This is a genomic window from Peribacillus sp. P4_D6 (assembly GCF_056401795.1).
Genome location: NZ_JBFUIQ010000009.1, coordinates 1 through 22329, shown reverse-complemented (window position 1 = coordinate 22329; position 22329 = coordinate 1). Strand labels below are relative to the sequence as shown.

Below are 22329 nucleotides of genomic sequence, written 5' to 3'. Positions count from 1 at the left end.
TGTGAAATAAAGGTGAAGAGGATTATTGGTACTTTACTAATATGTTCAACTGTCACTTGTTTACCACTTAATAGTGCATATGCAGAAGACCCTGGGTATTATAATGAACCATACCGTAATCAATTTCATTTTTCTCCTGAAGCCAACTGGATGAATGATCCGAATGGTATGGTTTTTTATAAAGGTGAATATCATTTGTTTTATCAATATCATCCGTATGGAACGACATGGGGACCGATGCATTGGGGGCATGCTGTCAGTAAAGATCTTGTTAATTGGGAGCATTTGCCGATTGCTTTATCGCCGGATGAAAACGGTCAGATTTTCTCGGGGAGTGCTGTTATTGATTGGAACAATACAGCTGGCTTTGGAAAAGAAGCAATGGTTGCCATCTTTACGCATTCAGGGGATAAGCAAGTCCAAAGTATAGCGTATAGCTTAGATAAAGGTAGAACTTGGGAAAAGTATAAAGGGAATCCCGTAATGCCAGACCCTCCTTTACAAGATTGGCGCGATCCTAAAGTATTTTGGCATGTAGAATCAAACCAATGGGTTATGTCGTTAGCGGCTAAGGATAAGATCATGTTTTATACCTCACCTAATTTAAAAGAGTGGGAGTATGCAAGTGAATTCGGCGAAGATGGTGGAATACAAGCAAATAGCTTAGACAGAACTTCTTATGCCATGTCATCCCAGACAGGTGAATCATTTAGCTATGAGGGAAATATTACGCTTAATGAGAAGAATGGGAGAGAAGGGGCAGGCGGTTTAGTTTTTCGGTCAGACAGGAGTGCAAAGAACGGCTATGTTGCTAGCTTAGATGCCAAAAACGATGTCATAACATTAAGTAAGAATGTAGATGGAACAAACGAGGAAATTACGAGAAAACCTTTTACCCTCAAAACCTCAACTACCTACCATGTGAAGGTAGAAACAGATGGGGATCAAATTCAAGTCTCTGTAAACGATCAATCCGTTATAAAAAAAACAGATATAGAATTCGATTATGGATACTATGGATTGTCAGCGAGGAATTCAACGGCAGCCTTTCGAAATGTGGAGTTCAAGAATACATCTAACTTTGAAACCAATTTATCAAAATGGACAGATGTAAACGGCAGCTGGGAGAACACGATGGATGGAAAAAGTGGAACCTCTACGGAGGATGCTTTTGTAATGAGCGGTCAAACAGGGGATAACTTTCTTTATGAAGCAAACATTGAGATATCTGGGGAAAAGGGCGGCAATGGAGCTGGCTCGCTCGTTTTTCGTGCAGATCCTCATGCAACAAACGGTTATATGGCGAATATCGATGCTTTAAACGATACAATAAAAATCATGAAAATCGAAAATGGAGACATATCCATTCTAGCTGAAAAAACAATAAATCTAGATACAGATAAAAGGTACCATTTAAAAGCAAGCACCCATGGAAAAAATATTAAAATTTTTTTAGATGGTAATCTCATTCATGATGTAAATGATTCAACTTTTTCGTCAGGACATTTTGGCTTAAATGTTTGGAATTCATCCACGTTATTCCAAGATGTTCAAGTTGGTAAGAACATCATGACAAATGAGAAGGAAGTTACTAATCATGATTTTGAGACAGGTGATCTAACTGGGTGGAGTACAATCGAAGGTAATGCTTTCACAAAAGATCATGTGACAAATGTACCATCTTACTGGGGAGGGGATTTCGGCCACCAAGGAAACTACCACCTATGGGGGTTTACTGATCTACAAAAGGGAGATGACGCAACAGGTGAACTGCACTCCTCATATTTTAAACTAGGTGGTTCTGGAGAAATCAACTTTCTGTTGGGCGGTGGTAATGATATCAACACCCGCTATGTTTCGTTAGTGAGAGCCTCTGATGATCAAGAATTAATTCGACAAGCCAATACCAAATTTAAAGAAGAAAAATATCAAAAATACGTCTGGGATGCGTCTAAATACATTGGAGAAGTGTTATATATTAAAGCTGCAGACCAAGCTACAGGTGGTTGGGGTCATATAAACATGGATGATGTTAATGTTTATAATGAAGGGGCCATGCCAAATGAAGTAGACCAAGTTGCCAAAGAGCCTGAGAAAGGCGATTCGAAAGAAAGCGGCATCCTTACAGACTGGTCTGCTGTTTCTGGAGAGTGGATACCTTCTACTCATGGTAGTAACGGAGGGATTTGGGAATGTCCTACTCTCATCGAATTACCAATTGATGGTGACCCTTCAAAAACAAAATGGGTACTACAGGTAAGCATTAATGATGGCGCTCCTGCAGGCGGGTCAGGTATGCAATATTTTGTAGGTACCTTTGACGGGAAAACGTTTAAAAATGAAAACCCTTCCGATCAAGTGTTATGGACTGACTACGGGGCAGATTATTATGCCGCAGTTGATTGGAGCGGAATTGAAGGGAAGAATGGCGAAAAATATTGGATTGGCTGGATGAGTAATTGGCTATATGCAAATCATACACCAACTTCGACTTGGAGAAGTTCAACGACATTGCCAAGAAAGATGGAGCTAACTCAGACAGAAGAAGGTTTACGTTTAAAACAAACACCAGTTTCTTTAAAAACCATTCGAGATAAGAGTGAAAAAATTTCATATAAAAATAAAGTCATATCTGGTGAAAGTAATCTCCTATCTAAACTATCAGAAGATACATTTGAAATGATAGCTGAGTTTGATGTAGATGATATAAAAGCAACTGAATTCGGCTTTCAAGTTCGTAAAGGAGCAACTGAATATACGACTATTGGCTATGATGTTGCCACCAAACAATTATTCGTAGACCGTTCAAATTCAGGAAGCTTTGATTATGGGAACAATGTAGTCGGTAAGCATGACGGACCGTTAAATACATTAAATGGGACTGTGAAAATGCATATTTTCATTGACCGATCTGCTGTAGAAGTGTTTGGAAACAAAGGTGAAACGGTTATTTCTGATCAAATTTTCCCGGATCCATCAAGTAAAGGATTACAAATTTATAGCAAGGGTGGAGAAGTTACATTAAAGTCTTTGAAAATATACCCTTTAAAGAGTATATGGAAAAGATAAAGACTACATTTCAATCTTATTAAAGATGGGTTGATAGTGAGAGTTTATGAAGGCTGTCGAAAATAATCGATAGCCTTTCATTTTACCTAAATCACAAGAATGGAGATGTAATGTAAATGAATAAAACAAACCGCGCAGTCATATGCGTTGGGGAGCTTTTGATCGATTTTTATTGTACAGATATTGATGTTAATTTAATGGAAGGTAATCATTTTCTAAAGAAAGCCGGGGGTGCACCAGCGAATGTCGCAGCTGCTATTTCAAAGCTAGGTGGGGAAGCAAGCCTTATTGGAAAAGTAGGAAATGACCCATTTGGATTATTTTTAATAGAAACGATAAAAGAGGTGGGGGTTGATACATCGATGATTGTTACTGATGATTTGGCACCAACTACTTTAGCATTTGTTTCTTTACAAGCAAATGGTGAAAGGGATTTTGTATTCAATAGAGGAGCGGATCGAAATTTAACGGAGGATAACTTATACCTAGATAGATTAAGTGGTGCAAAGATCATTCACTTTGGATCTGCAACTGCATTTCTGGAAAACCCTTTTAAAACAACTTATTTAAAGGCAATGGAATTTGCACAAAATAGGGGGATATTTCTATCGTTTGACCCTAACTTCCGACAGGATTTATGGAAAGATAGAGTGGCTGAATTTATTAGTTTAGCCAGAAAGGGTATATCAATGGCTGACTTTGTAAAAGTAAGCGAAGTAGAGCTTGAACTAATCACGGGAAAAATGGATAAATATGATGGAATAGCAATGCTCCATCATTTAGGGGCAAAAATAGTGGCTGTTACCCTTGGATGGGAAGGCACTCTTCTTTCAAATGGAAGTGGAATGAGTGTAATAAACAGTGTCGAAGTAAATTCAATTGACTCAACTGGTGCTGGTGATGCATTTGTCGGTGCTGCTTTATTTCAATTTGCAAACCTTGAGTCCTATGACACAATTCTTAGTGATTTTAGTAAACTTAAAGAGATCATTCTTTTTGCAAATAAAGTAGGTGCCGTCGTGTGTACGAAGGTAGGAGCGATTTCTTCTCTACCAAACGAAGAAGATATATATAAGGTTTAGTCTACATCGTATTGTTTCGGATTGTGAAAAAATCGCGGTAGTAGGTCTAGGTGCATAGCGATTTTTAGAGGTATTCGGAGAGGAACTGATGCTCATGTGATTACAAAGCATATACAAGACGGAATCATTAGACAACATTCAATACCGAATCTATACGGAAAAGTCAAAACAGTATTCATTTACCGAAAAGGTAAGTATGTAACTGCGTCTTTAATTAAATTCATCAATATAAAATGTGATGAGGAGGAATTGTTAGATAATAAAAGGTTAATTTAAATGGAGTGATATTTTCTTCAATTTACAAAGATTGTGAAGGAATGTACTTAAACTAACGGTGCTTTAGTTCATTAAGACTTACAAAAATAATTGTTTATTTCGGTCAATTTCTTAAGCTCTATTAATGATTATGTACTTATTATAAACCATAAGAAAAAGCTCTCCGGAACCGGACAGCTTTTTTGTTTGATCAAGTATCAACATTTACCACAGTGACTTAAGACTAATTCGATAGAGAGACTTAGCCAACAGATAACGAATAGCCTAATAAGCTTTTTTAATATGGCTCCATCCTTCTTGTAAAGATTCCCCATCGATTCTGGATTTCTCTAATAATTCATCTGCTGAATCAAACGACTGTTGTGTATCTGTTTCATAGTCCGCTAGATGCCATTGATTGGATTCTTCACTAACGTGATAAAGTTTATCTTGAAAAGCAAGACTGACCCTTTCACCGTTATATACATCCTCTTTAAATTGTTCGAAGGAATAGTTCATTTTTTCAAGAGCAAGTTCAGCATACATTTGAACTTCATTATCGACATCCTTCTTAAAATTTTCTATCAATGAATGTAGAATATCCTCATCTAATCTATGTGTAAGAGAATTCCAAACACTGTTAGCAACACAACATCTAATAAATCTGTCGTGATACTTACTTAAAGTTAAAAGTTGATTACCAAACCACTTCAAATCCACATCGCCTTGTGCTAGGTCCGGTATAGCATAAGTTAATTCCTCTACATTATCTTCTTGTATAAACGTTTCAAAGTCCTGTTTACTGTATACCTTTACCTCCATTCCCTCAAAATCAAATTCCTCATTTTCAAGGTATAGGTTTTTTAGAAATTCATCAAAGCTATCTGCGATTTGTATGGTTTGTTCCAAATCAACGTCTACATAAACAATGGGGGGAGCAGACGTGGCATCGCGGTAATCAAATGCGAGCCAAGTATGACCGTCTCCATTGAATAAAATAAGTCCTTCCGGCACTTCCCACTCTTTTATGTAATAATCATTTTCAAGAATTCCGTTTCCGGAACCAATCCCTTTAATGTGTTCCACTATAACAAAAGATTCACCCCAGACGGTAGGAACAGGAGACGGATGAGCATTACAGATTGGTTGTCCACCATTTTGTTGCTTAAGAATAGCAATGTAGGAGTCTGGTAACGTTACATTAAATAACTCTTCTGCCTTTTTTACAATTTCGTCTGTTAATGGTTGTAACATATACTCGTCATTACTTTCTTCCCATATACTTTTTACCAAAAAGTTCACCTCATAAATGTTTAATTATTATTTGATCTACCGGCTCTTTCTTGTACAAACTTCCTCGGTTGTTGAAAAACCGTTCTTACATCATACTACAAAAATAAATAGCCTATTTTTTCTTCAACAGTTTTTTCGAAAACAGCCTTCAATTAATCTTCCCAATGCCTCTTTTTTAGCTAAAAGGCTCTCTACTTCATTACAGGAGTTGCAGCAACCCCTTTCCTAATGGAACTATCGGGGCAGGTTAGTTGATCAAGGTATCATAATTTTTATGGTAAAATAATGGTATTATGTTCAGATTTAGTAGAGTGACTAAAGGGCATTAATGGAACAGCAAGGGTAAATTTATATTGTGGAGGTTTAAATGAAATTCTTCAGAAGTATGTCTAAAATAGAGTCAATTAATTGGAAAAAAGGAGCAATACTTGGTTTTTACACATATATGTTGCTATTATTTATAAACTATATTTACTTTCTAATATATGGAATTGAGCCATTTACTTCCGTTGTAATTTTTTGGACTGGATTGTTAGTAGCTTTTGTGTGCGAGTTTATCTTAAATTTAAAGTCTAAGATGAAATTAAATAAATGAACTGATTGTGATACATTAACAAGATATACCCTTTTTCCTTATTGAAGTAACAAGTGCGTTAGCTGAAGATCGGAGCTGTCTTTAAGGCAGCTTTTTCTTATGGAACTATCGGGGTAGGATAGTTCAATAAGGACTATGATAAGATAGAGTCAAAATATCTTATAAAGGACGACTTTTATGGATAAAAGATACTTTGAACTAGAAAATTACAAAGGTCCCCATATTCATATAGATAATTGGGAACCTTTTTGGGCAGAGGCGATTGCTTGGGAACGGTTAGACGGAAGCTGGGATGTTATGTTTTATGATTTCCAGAGTCAAGAAGAATTTGGCTTACTCTTCGGAACAAAAGAATACTATAAAGATGAAGTTGGAGGAGTTTTTCTCTTTAATGCTCAAACGGACGAGGAGTGTACAGAAAAATTCATTAAATGGGTTCATTCTAACTTACTACCTTTAAGAACAAATAAGTGATTATCCTTGTTGCACTAAAGGGCGCTTTACTTCATTAAGGGAGTTGCTTTGGCAGCTCTTTTTCTTATAGAGCTAATGTGGCAGTTTGTCCGATTCCTTAGTGTTTAAGAAATTAGTTTTTCATTTGGGATTATCAAAGTCACCATTCAAATATGGGAGAAATCATAATAGAACTATGCTTTTGAGGCACAATAAATTGAAAAGATATAAAAAGGATGCAAAGCGAGGAATTTTATGAAAAAGGTTGTAATGTTTTTCCTATGTCTTCTTATCTTAATTCTTCCATCACAAGTTTTTGCTCAACGAAAAGTACCTATTTTAATTTATCATTCGATTGACGAGTTTACTGGGCAGGGTTCTAAGGAGCTATATGTAACTCCTGATAATTTCCAGAAACAAATGATTTATTTAAAAGACCATGGCTACACATTATTAACTTTTGATCGTTGGCAAGACATTTATAAAGAAAATAAACCCATTTTCATTACCTTTGATGACGGATACAAAAACAATCTGAATGCATTTGCTATCTTTCAAAAACTTGAAAACGAACGTTTTAAACCAAGTGGTACCATTTTTGTTATTTCTGACTTTATCGGACGTTCAAACCGATTATCGAAATCGGATTTAAAAATGATGGCTGATTCGGGTATAATCTCAATCCAGTCTCATACTGCTACACATCCTGATTTGACGGAAATAAAAAATTATGAATATGAACTGAAAGGGTCCAAAGATAAAATTCAAAAAATAACAGGCCAACCAGTTAATGCTCTTGCGTATCCATACGGAAATTTCAATGACAAAGTCGTAGAAGAAACGAAGAAATATTATTTATTTGGACTTACAACAACTCCTGAACTATTTTCTGAGAAGGGCATTAAAGACGAACTTTATCTTTTACCACGAATTTATATCAAGTATTCAACTACTCTTGATGACTTTGCAAAGATAGTTGAAGGCGGTTCCTATACCAGGTAAACGCTTTTTCTTTTTGGAACCAAGGGAAAAGTACTTAATATTGTTTATAAGCAATGGGGTTTATTTAACTGCAAAAAGTATGTGAAGTTTTTTACTTAAACTATCGGGTGCTATAGTTGAAGTTCGGAGCTGTCTTTAAGACGGCTTTTTCTTTATGCAACTATCGGGGCAGGATAGTTTAATAAGATTAATGGTTTTTTGTGGTAAAATAAGTAGTAAAAGGATAATTGGGAGGGTGACTATGGAGGGGTTGGAAATATACGATTTTTTAAGATTAGTTTTTATTACTTTTATAATTAGTTTAATTGTAATTTCTATTATTTTATTGGTTCAAAAGAAACGAAGTAACCTAGTTAATGGATTCACAGTTAGTATTACTTCGATAATTTCAATAATTGTTTCTGGTATTAATCTTATTATTATGGGGTACATAGCTGATGAATTAAATTTAGCAGGAGACGTTATTTCCTCATATATGTTTCTTATAATTTTAGGGTTAAGCATATTTAATTTGTTTATTTACTTGAAAAATAAAAACAGTATTATTAGTGCCTAATAAATTCTTAAAGTATCAGGTGTTTTACTTCAATAATGGTGTTTCTTTTGGAGCTCTTCTTCTTAATGAACTAAAGGTGCAGTTTAGTTTAAGACTTTTAGAATCAAACTATCAGATGAAACCTTTTTAGGAAAAATCTCGTATACAGATTTAGGAAAATGGTTTTTAGAAACAGGAGGAACAGGTTATGTTTATAGGGGATATTATATTTCAAGTTATTGTTTTCGGAGGTATAGCATTAATTTTAGGTGTTTTAGGTTATTTATTTTTAAAGAGGACCAAGAAAAGCTAATTAAATTTCTAATTCAAGTAACGGGTGCGTTAGCTGAAGATCGGAGCTGTCTTTAAGGCAGCTTTTTCTTATGGCACTATAGGTGCAGTTTAGTTCAACAAGCCTAAATTAAGAAGCATTTCCATTTCAAACTTAGTTAGAGCAAGGTTATTTCTTGCTTTTTTCTTTGTGTTTTAAAGTTGCTTTTTATTCAAAAAGGGTATTTTTTATTGAAAAATAATACTTTTAGTGTAAAATTACACTAAAAAGGAGTATTTAGTATATGGAAAAAGAAGAGTTCATCCATTTAATATCAGAAAAAATGAAACTTGTCCGAACTGAACAAGGTTTTTCTCAAGATAAGATGTCTGAAATTCTAGGGATTTCAAAAAAAACACTAGTTCAAATTGAAAAAAGAAGAACAGAAGCCAATTGGACCACCGTTGTTGCATTTTGTGCTTTGTTTAATCATAGCGAATTGTTGATATCATCGATAGGTGACAATCCAGTAGATTTTGTTCAGTTAATTGCTAGCAAAAATGGTGGTACGCCTAAAGAAAAAACAATGGGCGGTAAGATATGGTGGAAAGAGATCGAGTATAGAGAGGATTTTCGTTTGCAACAAAATTTGATTAGTAACCATTACCGTATATTGGATCAATATGATTATCGTTGGCATAGTTCTTTTAATAAAGAAGAGAGTTTAAGTCGTTTAAATGAATTACAGGAGGCGGGGACTATCGAGATAGACAAAGGTACAGGGATGGATATATGAAGAATAAGATTTTAATAACAATATTGATAATCAGTATAGGGTTTAATTTGTTTTTATTTGGCAGATGGTTTATTTTTGAACAAGCGTATGAACCGTCCGAAAGTGAACAGGTCATTTTAAGTGAAATGGTGCTGAAAACAGTTGAGAGTAAAGAGTATAAAAAGTTAGCAGAAAAAGAGAATATTATCGCTATTGATGCAAACATGGATAAAAATAAAGGTGGAAAGTTCCCCTACTATTTTGGAGTAAGTGTCCGTACTGACATACAAACTTATCTGTTTGCTTGCAGTAATGAACAATGCTCAGAAATGGAAAGCGCAGGCACGACCTATTCTCGATATAAAGACGAAGGTCCCCGAGTTCCATTTGAAAAATAGAGAAAAGTCAAAATAACTGAAATAAAAGAAAGCCCCCTTCCTTACATAACAAGGATCGTAGGCTTTCTTTATTCTTATAGGTGTTTAATTTCCATATCGACTTTTTTAATAGGATTACTTTTTAGGTTTTTTATTTAAAATAGTGCGCAGTTCATTGATATCATCATCAGATAGGGTATCTTCGTGAATGAATTGGACAAGCATGGATTTCATGGTCCCTCCATAGATACGTTTGATAAATGATTCGGTCTCGGCACGCTGGCATTCTTCCTGTGAATAAAGCGGGTAAAAGGTGTAAACTCTTTGATCTTTATTGACACCTACTACATCTTTTTGAACCAATCGATCAAGAAGGGTCCTTATGGTTTTCGGTTTCCAATCGGTACTTTCCTGTAAGGAAAGTATGATGTCATTCGCTGTTTGAGGGGCTTTATCCCAAAGTACGTTCATGATTTCCCATTCTGATTCTGATATACTAGGAATGTTTTTCTCCATATTTCTCCCCTTCATTTTCATTATAGATTCCTAAATCTTTTAAAATTGATAAAGTGATTTCTCCCGCTTTGCTTCCGGATGAATCATCTTCATTTTGTATATTGGTAGCAAAGAAATAAGTGTTGTTCCTCGTCTCTACATACCCGATAAACCAACCATTGATGTTTTTTCCATTCACTGCTCCTGTGCCTGTTTTTCCTGATAGGCGAGCTTCTTCATTCTTTTCTAAGAGCAGTGCTTCCTTCACGGCTTGGATATGCCTTTCCTTATATCCAAATTGATTGTTATAAAAGGCTTGCAGCAGTTGGACTTGTTCGACTGGAGAAATTTTTAATGAGGATTCGTTCCAGAATTCACTAAATTCCCCAGATACATCGGAATTCCCATAGTTTATCTCTTGTAGATTGGATTGAATTGTTTCAAATCCTGTTCGACGATCTAATTCTTGGAAATACCAGTTTACAGATTTTTGTAAAGCAGATGAGACATCCTGATCCATATTCCAAGCTTCATAGGGTTGCTCCGTCCCATCCCATGAAAGTTTGGATTCTTCGGGTGATATCACATTTGATTCTAGAGCAAATAAGGCACTATAGATTTTGTATGTGGAATCAGGTGATACCCGCAAAGTGCTTTTCTCTTCATTAAAAATGCGATATTGCTGTGCGTTATGATCATATAAAACAAAGCTTCCATCATACCCTTTAAAGAATTGCTGTAAATCCTCATAAACTACTCCGTCATTTTTAAAATAGTATCGGTCGTTTTCCGTCGCAAATGCGGAAACGAAAGGTAATTGGATTGTCAAAATGATACTGGCCAACACATAAATGAAGACGCTTTTTCTTAATGATTTTTTTGCGGAATGCTTATAGGCAGAAATTTGTTCAATTCGTTTTTTGATTTGAAGCTTCGAACCGTTTAGTTGTGTCACCAACTGTAGATTACTTGACCGTTTTGAAAGATCCAAAAAATTAATGATAGTATTTCCATATTCACTAATGGAATGATCATCCAGTAACTTTAAAACAGATGTATCACATGCTATTTCCCGATCCAATCTCATTTCTCTAAAAGCAAGCCAAACAAGGGGATTAAACCAATAAATGATTTGATAGAACAATATCACGTAATTTGTCAGCAAATCCTTGTTTTTATAGTGATTCAGTTCATGAAGAAAGATGTACTCGTAATTTTTCAAGCTAAGCCAGTTTTCATGCTGAGAAGGTAAGACGATATATGTTTGAAAAAGCCCGAATATCATTGGAGATTGGACTTTATTCGAAATAACAATCTCTATTGGTTTTCTTATCTGCAGTCTTTTCTTGCATTCTTCGAAAAGCACGAGGACTTCTTGATTGGAAAACGGAGAAGAATAATTCTTAATCCTTCTGATTGTGAGCCATCCACGAACCATAGTAAAGGTAAATAAAAGCATCCCTGACAACCATAAACCCATCACTCCCCTATTAAGTAAGGACAGGTCCGGCCGATTGACCGATACAGAAAAGTCTTGTATGAGGTGTAGGCCCTGCATCATATCGGTCCCGGTTTTTTCCATATTAGAGCTGGGTGCATTAATCTGATTTATATCCCCGCTGCTAAAGAGAGAACTAAAATTATATAAATCAGTAGGTATGAAAGGAAGTGCTAAAGCCATGAAAAGAAACATCCACAAATGATAGTGCCATTTTGCTGTTAATTGTCTTCCAAACCATTTTCGTATAAGGAGGATAACAGTAACGGAAAATGAAGACACCAATAGACCTATTATAAAGTAGGTTAAAAACATGCCCTTCAATACCACCTCTCTTGACTTTTAAATTTATAAAACAGGTTTATAGCAAATTTATAGTGGCTTGATGGTAAAAAAATAAAGAATTGACTTTCTTTGATTACATATGTAATACTATACTACAGATGTAATCAGACTACAAATGTAATCTGTTAAAACTCCTTGCATGAGGTTGTTTTTTCATTTCGTACATAAGAGTCTAATCAAATAATTAGGAGGTTTACATGATGAACAAAAGATGGTTTTATCAAATACTGGCACCAATAGGCTTGGTGCTTATGGTTGCAGGCTGCTCAGATGAGGAAAAACAGGTTGTACAACAGTCGGAAACAGAACAAACCGGGGGAACTAACCAAACATCGGAAAATAATACGGCAAAAGAAGCCACAATCAAGAAATTTGAACAACTTGAGAAGGAATATGATGCAAAGCTTGGGGTCTATGCCATTGATACAGGAACGAAAAAAACCGTGGAATTTCATGAGAACGAACGATTTGCGTTTACATCTACTCATAAGGCTCTGGCTGTAGGGGCACTTTTACACCAGAAATCAATAGAAGACCTTAATCAAAGAATTACCTATACAAGTGAGGATCTTGTTAATTATAATCCGATTACCGAAAAGCATGTTGATACGGGGATGACCCTTAAGGAGCTTGCTGATGCTTCGCTTCGATACAGTGACAATACTGCTGGAAACCTTATCCTTGAACAACTGGGGGGACCGGCTGGATTTAAAAAAGTACTGGAGGGAATTGGAGATAATGTTACCAACCCTGAGCGAATTGAGCCAGATTTAAATGTAGTTAATCCTGGTGAAACGCATGATACGAGTACACCAATAGCACTTGCTACTAGTCTTCAGGCTTTTACATTGGGAGATGCACTTCCAACTGAGAAACGTGAACTTTTAATAGATTGGATGAAGAGAAATACTACTGGAGATGCTTTAATTCGTGCTGGAGTGCCGAAAGGTTGGGCAGTGGCTGATAAGACTGGAGCAGGATCATATGGTACGCGAAATGATATTGCGATCATTTGGCCATCAAAAGGAGATCCTATTGTTCTTGCTGTACTTTCAAGTCGTGATGAAAAAGAGGCTGATTATAACGACGAGCTTATTGCTGAGGCGACAGAAGAAGTAATTAAGGCCCTTAAAGTCAAAGGTAAATAGAATAAGATTGTACTAAAAAAGGTTACGTTAAGTAGCCTTTTTTGGTGGATTAATTCCTATAATGATTGCCCTTCTTCAACTCCCTTTAATGAACGAAAGCCTTTCATCATCTGTATTGCTATGAAGCCATAACGAAGCGACGCTTTTTTATAGAGCCAAAGGGGCAGGATGGAGGAGGGAAATAATGGTATGATATGGTATGTAGACTAAGGAGGTTGTTATATGAGTTATAAGAACACACTTATTACCATTTCAGAGGATTCAAAAGTTTCTTCAGCAAAGGTCCCTGTCATCAGAAACGAAAAACCGACCATTGCTTATATCGAGCATGATTTGATTAACAATAACCCCTATAAATTTACACAAGAAGACGTACAATTCAAAACATATTTAATCAAAAATCAAATGGAAGCGGAAAATGCAGCTGAACTTCGAGAACAGTTCTTTTCAAAATCCAAGGCTTGTTTCAGGGCTTCTCCTTTAGTGAAAAATTATGGTTGGGGAATTCATTATAATAATCAAGGGAAAATTGCCATATATGATGTTAACAGTGAAATGTATAACCAGTTGCTTAAGCAAGATGACATTACAAAACTTAAAGGCATGCGCTCCAAAAGAAAATAGATGTAGGATCGTTCAAAACGTAGTGACTGGAACTGTAAAGCGATGAAGATGACGAAACGAAAACATGTTTGAAGCTAAGAAGGTATAGTCATTTTTAATCATTTTAATAATCAGTTTATTCTGATATTATAAAAGGGATAAAATGGGAGGAGGAAATAACATAAAAAACTTATTTTCAATCTTAAGTATGTTTGTGTTAGTTCTGGTAGGTGGAATGGTATTAGGCAATTCTTCTGCACAAGCAAGTGTTCCTCAGTATTCTTTTCAAACAGAAGATGGAAAATGGGATGGTGAAGTTGGAAATCCTAACAGAGGTAGTGACTTACAGGTAGAACTGGTTTCCCCAATCTATTTAAAGACTTCTTCTGGAAGTAAGTTGTTGACTAATTATAGTAACTTATGGTCCCGTCTCTGCAATGCCAGTACTGGAAAGTGCACAAGCTATCATAGCTTAGCTGGTGGAAAGACAATATTCACAGATATGAGAATTGGTAAATTTTATGTAGATGTTAAAGATGGATACTCTTCTGGAAGAGTATCTGGAAAACTGCAAATTGTTTTCAAATAACATGATAAAAAGCTACCCACTCTTAATGGGTAGCTTTTTATCATGAAGAAACTTTTAAAATGGGTATTTTTGTATAATTCATTAAAATGGAGCTCCACCGCTGCCTTTTTTTCAGAAAAGAAGTGAAGCTAACTGAATTGACTAGCACGTTCACAAACGCAACAAAGGGTACGGGTAATAATACTACAAGATACAGTAAATTCGTAGGGGGTGCTTAGTTTGAACAATGACCATGAAACGCCTGAGGAAAAAAGAGAAAGGTTAAGACAAGAAGAGCTTAAAAAAAATCCGATAGGCACATTAAAAGATGGATTTAATGGAAATGGAAATTTAGCAGACTTAGTTGGCAGTTTAGGTTGGAAAGGGACGGGAATATTAATTGTTGTTTTAATAGTTGGATATTTTATTTATAAACTGTTTTTTTAAAAAGAATTTACTTAACCTCCTTCAACTAACGGGTGCTTACTTCAATTATCAGGAGCTGATCAGCAGCTCCTTTTTTTATGGAACCAAAGGGGCAGGATAGGGAAGAGGGAATTAAAACACAATATTCTGTTTTTAGAAAAATCGAGATCGGACTGGAAAGGCTTTTGTGGATTGTTTGGTGGCAATATACAAAAAGGTACACTTTAAACTGAGTGCACCTTTTTGTTTTATGAATTATATATTTCTCTGTTCATATTCACGATATCTTTATTTGCGAGGGGGAAGTTAGAAGCTGATAACTTCTCTATTACCTTATCCCGCAGGAATGGGGCTTTTTCTTTATTTGCTTTTTCCAATGCTTTTGTTAGTTCTTCTTTTGTTAGTTCTGTGCAGTATGCAGGAGTTCCCGGCTGTTGTCTCCACGAATCACTTAAAGAACCACTATCCACTGTGTCGAAGCCTAGCTGGTTTACTATGTCCATGATTATTTGTTTTTGTGATACGTCATTACCAGCAATCGCCATGGCAATGCGTCCACTAGTACCTTCGGGGGTTCCCTCATTTTCTAAAGTATGGGCTAACAAGTTGTTGAAAGCTTTGATGATAGGTTTACCTAATTGATTGGAAACCCAATCACTTTCAACCATCCCGTTCTCAATTTCTGCAATTTTTTGGTCTCTGCCAGGGTAATAATTTGAAGTATCTACGACGATTGCTTCCTCCCCAACTTGCTCGATAATGTTCCGAATGCTTGGCAGTGCTGTTAAAGGGAGAGATATTATAAGAACTTCAATATTGGTAATTACATCTTCTATAAGGACAGGTGTTCCAGCAAGCTCTTTTCCTTCTAAATGTTCAATTCCTCGTGCATCTGCAATTTTTACATCATGTCCATTCTTAACTAATTTTTTAGAAATGATCGACCCGATTGTTCCAGCACCTATAATTCCAAATTTCATCATTTCTCCTCCTAAAGAATTTGTATATCAAAGAGTTGTTCTGCTTAAAGTTAACAATGATATTTTTATCTGAATCAATATCATCACTTTATCAATCCGTAAACATATCTCATTAGATATTAAAAATATTGATTGTTTTTATTACATATACTAGAATATAACCAATTTTCATTTCTTTGAAGAAGGCAATAAAAATTGCCATAGTACATTTTTTTGTACCTAACAGTAGAAAGCAGGTGAATGGGTGTCTAGAATATGCAAGGATGGATTTGACAAAAAGTGTATAAAGGAACAGAGAGAAGTATATGGCATTGCCTATACCCAAAACATACTATCTGGACGTTGGAAATATCTCATTCTTTGGTTTATAAAGTCCAAAGTGCGCCGTTATAGTGAAATCAAAGCTTTTTTAGGGGATATTTCACAAGGCTCTCTTACAAAGCAACTTCGAGAACTAGAAACAGCTGGTTTAATTAATCGCAAAATTTATCCAGAGGTTCCTCCTCGTGTTGAGTATTCATTATCCTCAAAAGGGGAAGAACTCATTCCTATTATTGATTTAATGGAAGAATTCGGGAAGAAGTTTGGGGAGCAGGTAGACTAACCAAAGCTAACACATCCATCGTTAACCCCAGAATTCAAAAACGAAATGGTAGATAAAGTAAAAGTTGCGGGAGGGAAAGCGTTCTAACGCAGCTTTTTCTTTTACCATAAAAATTTGACTAAAAATAGCTGATCAGAAGCTCTTTTTCTTATGGCACCACTAACGGGGCAGGATATTGAAGAGTGCTCTTTGCCTTTCTTCAACAAGAAGGATATTTTCTGTTTTTAGAGAATTAGAATGTAAGAATACAGGATATTGCAAAATAACAGGAACAAAGGAGGTATGAAATATGAAGATCCACAGAATAGATCATGTAGGTGTAATCGTAAATGATCTCTCTGCTGCTAAAGAGTTTTTTCTCGATTTTGGACTTGAAGTGCAAGGGGAATGGGAAATGGAAGGAGATTTGATGGATCGGATGAGTGGGCTTAATGACGTTAAAGTAGCATGTGTAGGATTGGGGAAGCCAGACGGTCAGGCATGGATAGAGCTAATTAAATTTTATACGCCGTCAGATGAAAAAGATAGTCAGCAACCTTTTGCAAATACGCTGGGCATCCGGCATATTGCATTTGCTGTTGAAGATATTGAAGCCCTTGTTGCCAAATTGAAAAAGAAAGGTACGGAAATCTTTAGTGAGATACAACAATATGAAGATAGTTATAAGTTATGCTACTGTCGTGGACCAGAGGGAATTATTTTAGAGTTGGCGGAGCAAATCAAATAAATTATGGGCAATTAATGGTTGTTGGGCTTATAAAATCATGTATAAATGGTAAAACGAATAGATGCCAAACTTTTCAGCTGGAAAAATAAGGGCTATACATTACTTTGTTTACTGGATATAAAAAAGCCACCCTCAAAAAGATGAAGATGACATTGAAACAGCCAAAAAACAAAGAGAAAAAGCGATGCAAGACTTGGCAGAGCACCCGGAATTGTTTCAATTTGCAGCTGAAATTGAATGAATAAATAAGGACTTCTTTATTGCAAAGGGGTTCTTTTTTTTGTTCATTTCTCTTGTTGAACTATAGGGCAGGATAGTTGGATTGCAAAGAAAAGATTCTTCATTAGTTTTATAGTGGGCATCATACTCAAGTATCTTCAAGCTCTGTTCTGCAATACGTCCCTTGAAGAAGCAAGTCATGGTTATCGAATTTTTAATAATCGTGAGGATGAATGTATAAAAGTCGTTTTAAAACCGTAATACTCTTCTCTTTCCAAAAGGCTGTTTTCACATACTTTGTTGCTATTTACCAGGTAGTGAGTTGTGGTTGATTTCCCCTCCAGATGCTCGCTTTCCGCGGGGCGGGCGGTGAGCCTCCTCGACGTAAACGCCTGTGGGGTCTCACCTGTCCCGCTGCTCCCGCAGGAGTCTCGCACTTCCGCTCCAATCAACCTTAAATAGTTTCGTTTTAAAAACATCAATCTTTACGAAAAGAGCCTTCAAAAAGACTTCATACTGTGTATGGAAGTCTTTTTTTGTAAATTTTTTTACGGATAGGCAAAAAGTGGAAGTTTGAGTCCTATCTTTGACATTGGCAGGAATCATTCATCATCAAGTATATCAATCTTTAACTAGGTGCAAATAAGGTAGGTTGCTGCTGCAACTCTTTTTTTTAATGAACTAACGGGGCAGGTTGATTCAAGAGTGTTGTTTGGTCTTTGTTCAACAATTGGACCATTTTGTGGAAAATCAGCAGAAACTTTTGTGGGCTTAATCAAAATAGTAATTAATCTATGGAAGTTGTAAAATAAAGGTAAGAATAGTTCTGGGGGGATTTATATCAATTATAATGCTATTAATTTTAGTGAGAAACTGTCCAAATTCAGTGAACACTGGTCGCCCAAAGTCATTGGTGAAATGAATGAATATCAGTTTAAGTTAGTTAAGATTCTGGGGGATTTTGTATGGCACGATCATAAAGACACCGATGAGGCATTCATCGTGATAGACGGCGAGATGTCCATCGCATTCCGCGATGGAGAGGTTAAACTTTCCAAAGGAGAAATGTATGTGATACCAAAAGGTGTGGAGCATAAGCCTTATGCTGAAAAGGAATGCCATATAATGCTGGTAGAGCCTAAAGGTGTAGTCAACACTGGTGAAACTAATTTTAAACTAACTGCTGAAAATAATATATGGATTTAACCCGATAATTTTCCAGTTACTATCTTTGGATCAACATATAAAAGGAAGTTACATATTTTCCGCAACGGGAGCGATTCCTTAATAAGAATCGCTTTTCTTAATGAACTAATGGGTGCGTTAGCAGAAGATCGGAGCTGTCTTTAAGTCAGCTTTTTCTTCTTGAACTATCGAGGCGGGATAGAAGAATTAACACAAGAAGGTCGTCAATGAAGACAATCTTCTTGTGTCAATTTTTTTTAGAATAAGGGATTCCTAATTGGAATATTATGTTAAAGTTGAAGCGGGCAGAGCAGTTTTCAGGATATTGATGGTGAGCGAAATGGGGGAAATGATTATCTTCGAGAAAAGTCCTATGATTCATTAAAACTAAAACAGTTTAAATGATAATTCTTAAGGGGTGTTTATTTATAGTTATAAATAGAAATAAACATGAGAGTTTAATTGGGAGTGCTCTGTTCATTGTAGAGATAGAGATTTACGAACTCACTGGTCAGGCTGCCGAGGTGACCTCATGACAGAAATGAAAAAGCAGCCAATTTCACATTTGATGAAGAAGCGTAGATTTTGGGGTTATGGTGCCGCTATAGCGGTAATGCCTTATCTGTTAATCAAAATAGCCTGGACGTTCGGTCTCTTCATGCCGACCGAACAAATGGGCGACCCAAGTTGGCGCACTGCAAACGCAGTAACAATGGTTCTAGCTGCAGTTGGTATCCTGTTAGCATTGGCATTTAGCATGACATGGGGTGAGCGACTGCCCGCCTGGTTGGTTGCCTTGCCCGTCTGGGTAGGTACTGGTTTACTTATTCCCATGCTGTTGCTGGCACCTGTGCTTGGTCCTGCTGCTATGATACGCGATCAGAAGGCAGGTGCTGCTAACGTTTGGGTATATGAGCAGATCTTCGTAATGGTCTCACTGGTTGGAGTCGGCATCTGCCTACCTTTCGCCTTAGCTGGATACGCTAAAGCGCGTTGGCCAGAGGCATTTGCTGATCCAATCGACATTGAATTACTCCCGGGCAACAGCCAGAAACTGCATATCACCTTGGCTAGGCTTGTCGCGGCTGGCTGTATCCTGCTTGGATTTATTAAGCTATTCTGGGCGGTTGGCGGAACTATTGGCATCAACCCAGCCATGTTGGATAACCGCGATTTATGGTGGCACCTATTGTCGTTGAGTACCGGTGTGTGGGCCTTAGCGGGGGCGTGGGGTTTGTTGGTATTGACCACTCGCCGCGGGTCGAAGCGGTTCCTCCCTCCTATGGCAGCAGCATGGATCTCGTCGGGAATGCTGTTCTCTTATAACCTCTTTAACCGCTTGGCCGCCACTCGCCCCGATGCACAACCTGCTCTAGAGAACCCGCTTGCATATGTACTAACCACCGAGTTAGGTAGCGTCTTGGGAGTGATGATGGGAATAATCATCCTGATGGTACTGCACGACCGCCGGAGAGCAATGCGTAGTTTTAGAAGTAACTAACGTTCCTAATATTGATTTATATATTTATAAAAAGAAAATAAATTAAATGAAAAGGCCCCCAATTTTAGGGCCTTTTAAATGTACGTTTCTTTACATTATCATACATTAAAATCAAGAAAAAAATTCCCTTGTTCAGCTAAAGTGTGCGTCGTACTAGAAAATGGTCACTGATGAGACCGCAATCTAGGTGAGCGAGCCAAAAAATGAAGGCATCCTTATAAGAGGAGAAGAAGTCGTGTCAGAAAATAAATAATTCCCAATCAAAAAACCACACATCATGGTGTGGTTTTCATTTTTCTTCCTTTTATGCTTCTTTTACATCCATTCCCTTCATCATCGAACGGTCTTGGAGGCTTTCGGAACGCATGCTATATGCCACGAGCTTCTTCTTGTCCTGTTTTACGACATCCACATGGTCACCGTACACGAACACCAATAACCGAATATCCTTTTTGCCTTTTTTCGTATCGATGACCAATGGCTTAACACCGCTCTCTGGATGTAAAAACAAGGAATCGTTTCCAGGAAATATATGATTTTTCTTCAAAATCATCGCGTGGTTAACATCCTGAATCACTTGGTTCTTCTCTTCCCCTTCCAATCGTTTTCCGTCCATCGTGATCACGGTATTCTCGTCACTAAGTGTTGGATGCATCTTAAATTTATTCAAAAGCCAATTGACGACATCGGTTGGAAGGCAGGTAACAACTAGTTTAAATATCGTCATAATAATGGTCAAAATCAAAACGGGTCCTGTCATTTTTTCATCATCTCCGTATGTTATAAATGCCTCATGATAAGTAGCTGCCTCTATATTACCAAAAGAATGGCCATTTTTTCTTTCGAAAATATGTCCATTCTCGCAACGTTTTCCTTTTGGGGCGTGCGGTATAAACTAACGGTCAGGGGGGTTGCTTCCGCAGCTCCTTTCATATTGAAAAGGGAAGATTAGTGTATTCATAACGGGTGCTTTATTTCAATTACAAGGGTTGCTGCGGCAGCCTTTTTTTTATGGCACTAACGGGGCACGATCGTTTAAGAACGAATGGGTTTTTAATGGTAAAATTAACCTGGTTATAGTGATTAAGTGGCTTACCTGCAGTATAGAAAATAAAATAGGAGTTGTTTTTATGTTTGACATTGCCTTGATTTTGTTTATAGCTTCAGCTGGGGGAGTTATTGCTATTACCGGATTCCTCGTTATATTAGGTCGAAGAATTTTAAAACCTAAGAAAGAACTTCAACAAAAAATCGAAAAACTAGAAGAAGAGGTTCAAATATTAAAAAATCACAAATAAAAACTAGCTTTAATGAACTAACAGGTGACGTTAGCTGAAGGTCAGAACTGTCTTTAAGACAGCGCTTTTTAAAAATGTTTTAATGAGAGATAATTTGAGGGGGAATTTTCAATGAGTAAAGCAATCATTTTTGATATGGATGGAACCTTATTTCAAACAAATTTAATTTTAGAACCTGCCCTAGAAGCAACATTTGAAGTACTACGAAAAGAAAATTTATGGGATAAAAAAACACCGATTGAACAATATAGGGGAATTATGGGTGTGCCACTACCGGTTGTATGGGAAACACTTTGCCCAAACCACTCACTGGAAATACGAGTAAAGAGCAATGAGATTTTTCATAAAAAGCTTATAGAACTAATCCAAGCACAAAAAGGTGCATTATATGCTGGTGTGGAAAGCACATTAAATGAGTTAAGTAAAAAGTATCCCTTATTTATTGCCAGCAATGGTCAGATAGAATATTTACAAGCAATTGTAGAAACTTATAATTTGGATAGGTTTATACAAGATACATATAGTATCCAACTAATTAAATCTGGGAATAAATCAGATTTAGTGCAAATGGTGAAAAATAAAAATCAAATTGGAAAAGGTTACGTTGTCGGAGACCGGTCTTCAGATATATCTGCTGCTAAGGATAATGAACTTATTGCAGTTGGTGTGAACTTTGACTTTGCTCAAGAAGATGAATTAAAACAAGCAGATTTTGTAGTGAATAACTTCAAAGAAATCTTAGAGTTAGTTTAAATTCTAAAAGGGTGCAATTGGAGGCCTTTTGAAAAACTATTCTTAGTATTATCATACTTTCATATTCAGTGAAAAACTACCTTTAATGAACTAACGGGGGCAGGATAGCTCAACAAGGGTTTGTTTATTTTTATCTTTTTAAGAGAGATAATTTTATATATTGGAGGGAATTATGAGGGAAATTACTTTGTCTAATGGAAAAACAGTTGAAGTCGAATGTTTAAGTTGTGCTTTAACAAGTGGGAAAATAGAACCGGATGGTGGTGTAATAG

The 22329-nt window shown here is 36.5% G+C and carries 22 protein-coding genes and 1 pseudogene; 18 read left to right on the top strand and 5 right to left on the bottom strand.

Annotated features, from left to right (window positions below):
- Positions 1 to 12: 12 nt before the first annotated feature.
- The 3 genes and pseudogenes from AC1DVB_RS05305 to AC1DVB_RS05295 form a co-directional block, all read left to right on the top strand.
- Positions 13 to 648 (top strand): annotated as a pseudogene (locus AC1DVB_RS05305) (glycoside hydrolase family 32 protein); the annotation flags it as partial.
- 36 nt (positions 649 to 684) lie between these two features.
- Positions 685 to 3069, top strand: coding sequence for a glycoside hydrolase family 32 protein (locus tag AC1DVB_RS05300; protein WP_477588483.1), 2385 nt, complete (start codon positions 685 to 687; stop codon positions 3067 to 3069).
- Positions 3070 to 3185: 116 nt separating this feature from the next.
- Positions 3186 to 4151 carry a carbohydrate kinase family protein gene (locus AC1DVB_RS05295; protein WP_095679806.1) on the top strand — a complete coding sequence of 322 codons (966 nt, stop codon included), beginning with the start codon at positions 3186 to 3188 and terminating at the stop codon, positions 4149 to 4151.
- A gap of 540 nt (positions 4152 to 4691) precedes the next feature.
- Here the strand turns inward: AC1DVB_RS05295 and AC1DVB_RS05290 are convergent.
- Positions 4692 to 5699, bottom strand: coding sequence for an SMI1/KNR4 family protein (locus AC1DVB_RS05290; protein ID WP_235568255.1), 1008 nt, complete (start codon positions 5697 to 5699; stop codon positions 4692 to 4694).
- A gap of 772 nt (positions 5700 to 6471) precedes the next feature.
- Here AC1DVB_RS05290 and AC1DVB_RS05285 point away from each other — a divergent pair.
- From AC1DVB_RS05285 to AC1DVB_RS05265, 5 genes are all read left to right on the top strand, one after another.
- Positions 6472 to 6768 (top strand): hypothetical protein, encoded by a 297-nt coding sequence (locus AC1DVB_RS05285; RefSeq protein WP_057277236.1) that lies wholly within the window; start codon positions 6472 to 6474, stop codon positions 6766 to 6768.
- A 234-nt stretch (positions 6769 to 7002) separates the two neighbouring features.
- Positions 7003 to 7749: a polysaccharide deacetylase family protein gene (locus tag AC1DVB_RS05280; protein WP_057277237.1), complete on the top strand. Its 747-nt coding sequence runs from the start codon at positions 7003 to 7005 to the stop codon at positions 7747 to 7749.
- A 241-nt stretch (positions 7750 to 7990) separates the two neighbouring features.
- Entirely contained in the window at positions 7991 to 8305 is a 315-nt protein-coding gene (locus tag AC1DVB_RS05275; protein ID WP_098186656.1) for a hypothetical protein, read from the top strand.
- Between the two features lie 554 nt (positions 8306 to 8859).
- Positions 8860 to 9351 (top strand): helix-turn-helix domain-containing protein, encoded by a 492-nt coding sequence (locus tag AC1DVB_RS05270; protein ID WP_057277242.1) that lies wholly within the window; start codon positions 8860 to 8862, stop codon positions 9349 to 9351.
- Entirely contained in the window at positions 9348 to 9728 is a 381-nt protein-coding gene (locus AC1DVB_RS05265) for a hypothetical protein (RefSeq protein ID WP_477588437.1), read from the top strand. The genes AC1DVB_RS05270 and AC1DVB_RS05265 overlap by 4 nt, the downstream gene beginning before the upstream one ends.
- 114 nt (positions 9729 to 9842) lie before the next feature.
- On the opposite strand, the gene blaI is transcribed toward AC1DVB_RS05265, so the two are convergent.
- Together blaI and AC1DVB_RS05255 are read right to left on the bottom strand one after the other, a co-directional pair.
- Positions 9843 to 10223 carry a penicillinase repressor BlaI gene (blaI, locus tag AC1DVB_RS05260; protein ID WP_034304552.1) on the bottom strand — a complete coding sequence of 127 codons (381 nt, stop codon included), beginning with the start codon at positions 10221 to 10223 and terminating at the stop codon, positions 9843 to 9845.
- A complete protein-coding gene (locus AC1DVB_RS05255; protein ID WP_477588435.1) occupies positions 10204 to 12015 on the bottom strand; it encodes a BlaR1 family beta-lactam sensor/signal transducer in 1812 nt (603 codons plus the stop codon). Before AC1DVB_RS05255 ends, blaI begins: the two co-directional genes overlap by 20 nt.
- Positions 12016 to 12245: 230 nt before the next feature.
- Here AC1DVB_RS05255 and bla point away from each other — a divergent pair, with 230 nt between their 5' ends.
- The 4 genes from bla to AC1DVB_RS05235 all read left to right on the top strand — a co-directional run bounded on the left by bla (position 12246) and on the right by AC1DVB_RS05235 (position 14811).
- A complete protein-coding gene (gene bla, locus AC1DVB_RS05250) occupies positions 12246 to 13193 on the top strand; it encodes a class A beta-lactamase (RefSeq protein WP_440439944.1) in 948 nt (315 codons plus the stop codon).
- A 222-nt stretch (positions 13194 to 13415) separates the two neighbouring features.
- The gene (locus AC1DVB_RS05245; RefSeq protein ID WP_095680071.1) at positions 13416 to 13817 is read left to right on the top strand and encodes a DUF6157 family protein; all 402 of its coding nucleotides are present in this window, start codon (positions 13416 to 13418) and stop codon (positions 13815 to 13817) included.
- Positions 13818 to 13959: 142 nt separating this feature from the next.
- On the top strand, positions 13960 to 14385 hold the full coding sequence (locus AC1DVB_RS05240) for a hypothetical protein (protein WP_239859381.1): 426 nt from the start codon (positions 13960 to 13962) through the stop codon (positions 14383 to 14385).
- Between the two features lie 219 nt (positions 14386 to 14604).
- Positions 14605 to 14811 carry a DUF6366 family protein gene (locus tag AC1DVB_RS05235; protein WP_477588432.1) on the top strand — a complete coding sequence of 69 codons (207 nt, stop codon included), beginning with the start codon at positions 14605 to 14607 and terminating at the stop codon, positions 14809 to 14811.
- A 227-nt stretch (positions 14812 to 15038) separates the two neighbouring features.
- Here the strand turns inward: AC1DVB_RS05235 and AC1DVB_RS05230 are convergent, their stop codons facing one another.
- A complete protein-coding gene (locus AC1DVB_RS05230) occupies positions 15039 to 15770 on the bottom strand; it encodes an NADPH-dependent F420 reductase (protein ID WP_095680073.1) in 732 nt (243 codons plus the stop codon).
- A 244-nt stretch (positions 15771 to 16014) separates the two neighbouring features.
- Between AC1DVB_RS05230 and AC1DVB_RS05225 the strand changes: the two genes are divergently transcribed.
- The 4 genes from AC1DVB_RS05225 to AC1DVB_RS05210 all read left to right on the top strand — a co-directional run bounded on the left by AC1DVB_RS05225 (position 16015) and on the right by AC1DVB_RS05210 (position 20006).
- On the top strand, positions 16015 to 16374 hold the full coding sequence (locus tag AC1DVB_RS05225; protein WP_095680074.1) for a winged helix-turn-helix transcriptional regulator: 360 nt from the start codon (positions 16015 to 16017) through the stop codon (positions 16372 to 16374).
- 289 nt (positions 16375 to 16663) lie between these two features.
- Positions 16664 to 17101: a VOC family protein gene (locus AC1DVB_RS05220; protein ID WP_063590018.1), complete on the top strand. Its 438-nt coding sequence runs from the start codon at positions 16664 to 16666 to the stop codon at positions 17099 to 17101.
- 1059 nt (positions 17102 to 18160) lie between these two features.
- Complete coding sequence (locus tag AC1DVB_RS05215; protein WP_477588481.1) at positions 18161 to 18526, top strand: cupin domain-containing protein; 366 nt, start codon at positions 18161 to 18163, stop codon at positions 18524 to 18526.
- A gap of 511 nt (positions 18527 to 19037) precedes the next feature.
- A complete protein-coding gene (locus AC1DVB_RS05210) occupies positions 19038 to 20006 on the top strand; it encodes a hypothetical protein (RefSeq protein ID WP_328098143.1) in 969 nt (322 codons plus the stop codon).
- Between the two features lie 304 nt (positions 20007 to 20310).
- Here the strand turns inward: AC1DVB_RS05210 and AC1DVB_RS05205 are convergent, their stop codons facing one another.
- Positions 20311 to 20766, bottom strand: coding sequence for a YfmQ family protein (locus tag AC1DVB_RS05205; RefSeq protein ID WP_063577605.1), 456 nt, complete (start codon positions 20764 to 20766; stop codon positions 20311 to 20313).
- Positions 20767 to 21136: 370 nt separating this feature from the next.
- Here AC1DVB_RS05205 and AC1DVB_RS05200 point away from each other — a divergent pair, with 370 nt between their 5' ends.
- Both AC1DVB_RS05200 and AC1DVB_RS05195 read left to right on the top strand, forming a co-directional pair.
- Positions 21137 to 21304, top strand: a complete 168-nt coding sequence (locus AC1DVB_RS05200; protein ID WP_156404357.1) for a hypothetical protein — start codon at positions 21137 to 21139, stop codon at positions 21302 to 21304.
- Between the two features lie 111 nt (positions 21305 to 21415).
- Positions 21416 to 22057 carry an HAD hydrolase-like protein gene (locus AC1DVB_RS05195; protein WP_264639524.1) on the top strand — a complete coding sequence of 214 codons (642 nt, stop codon included), beginning with the start codon at positions 21416 to 21418 and terminating at the stop codon, positions 22055 to 22057.
- Positions 22058 to 22329: the final 272 nt, after the last annotated feature.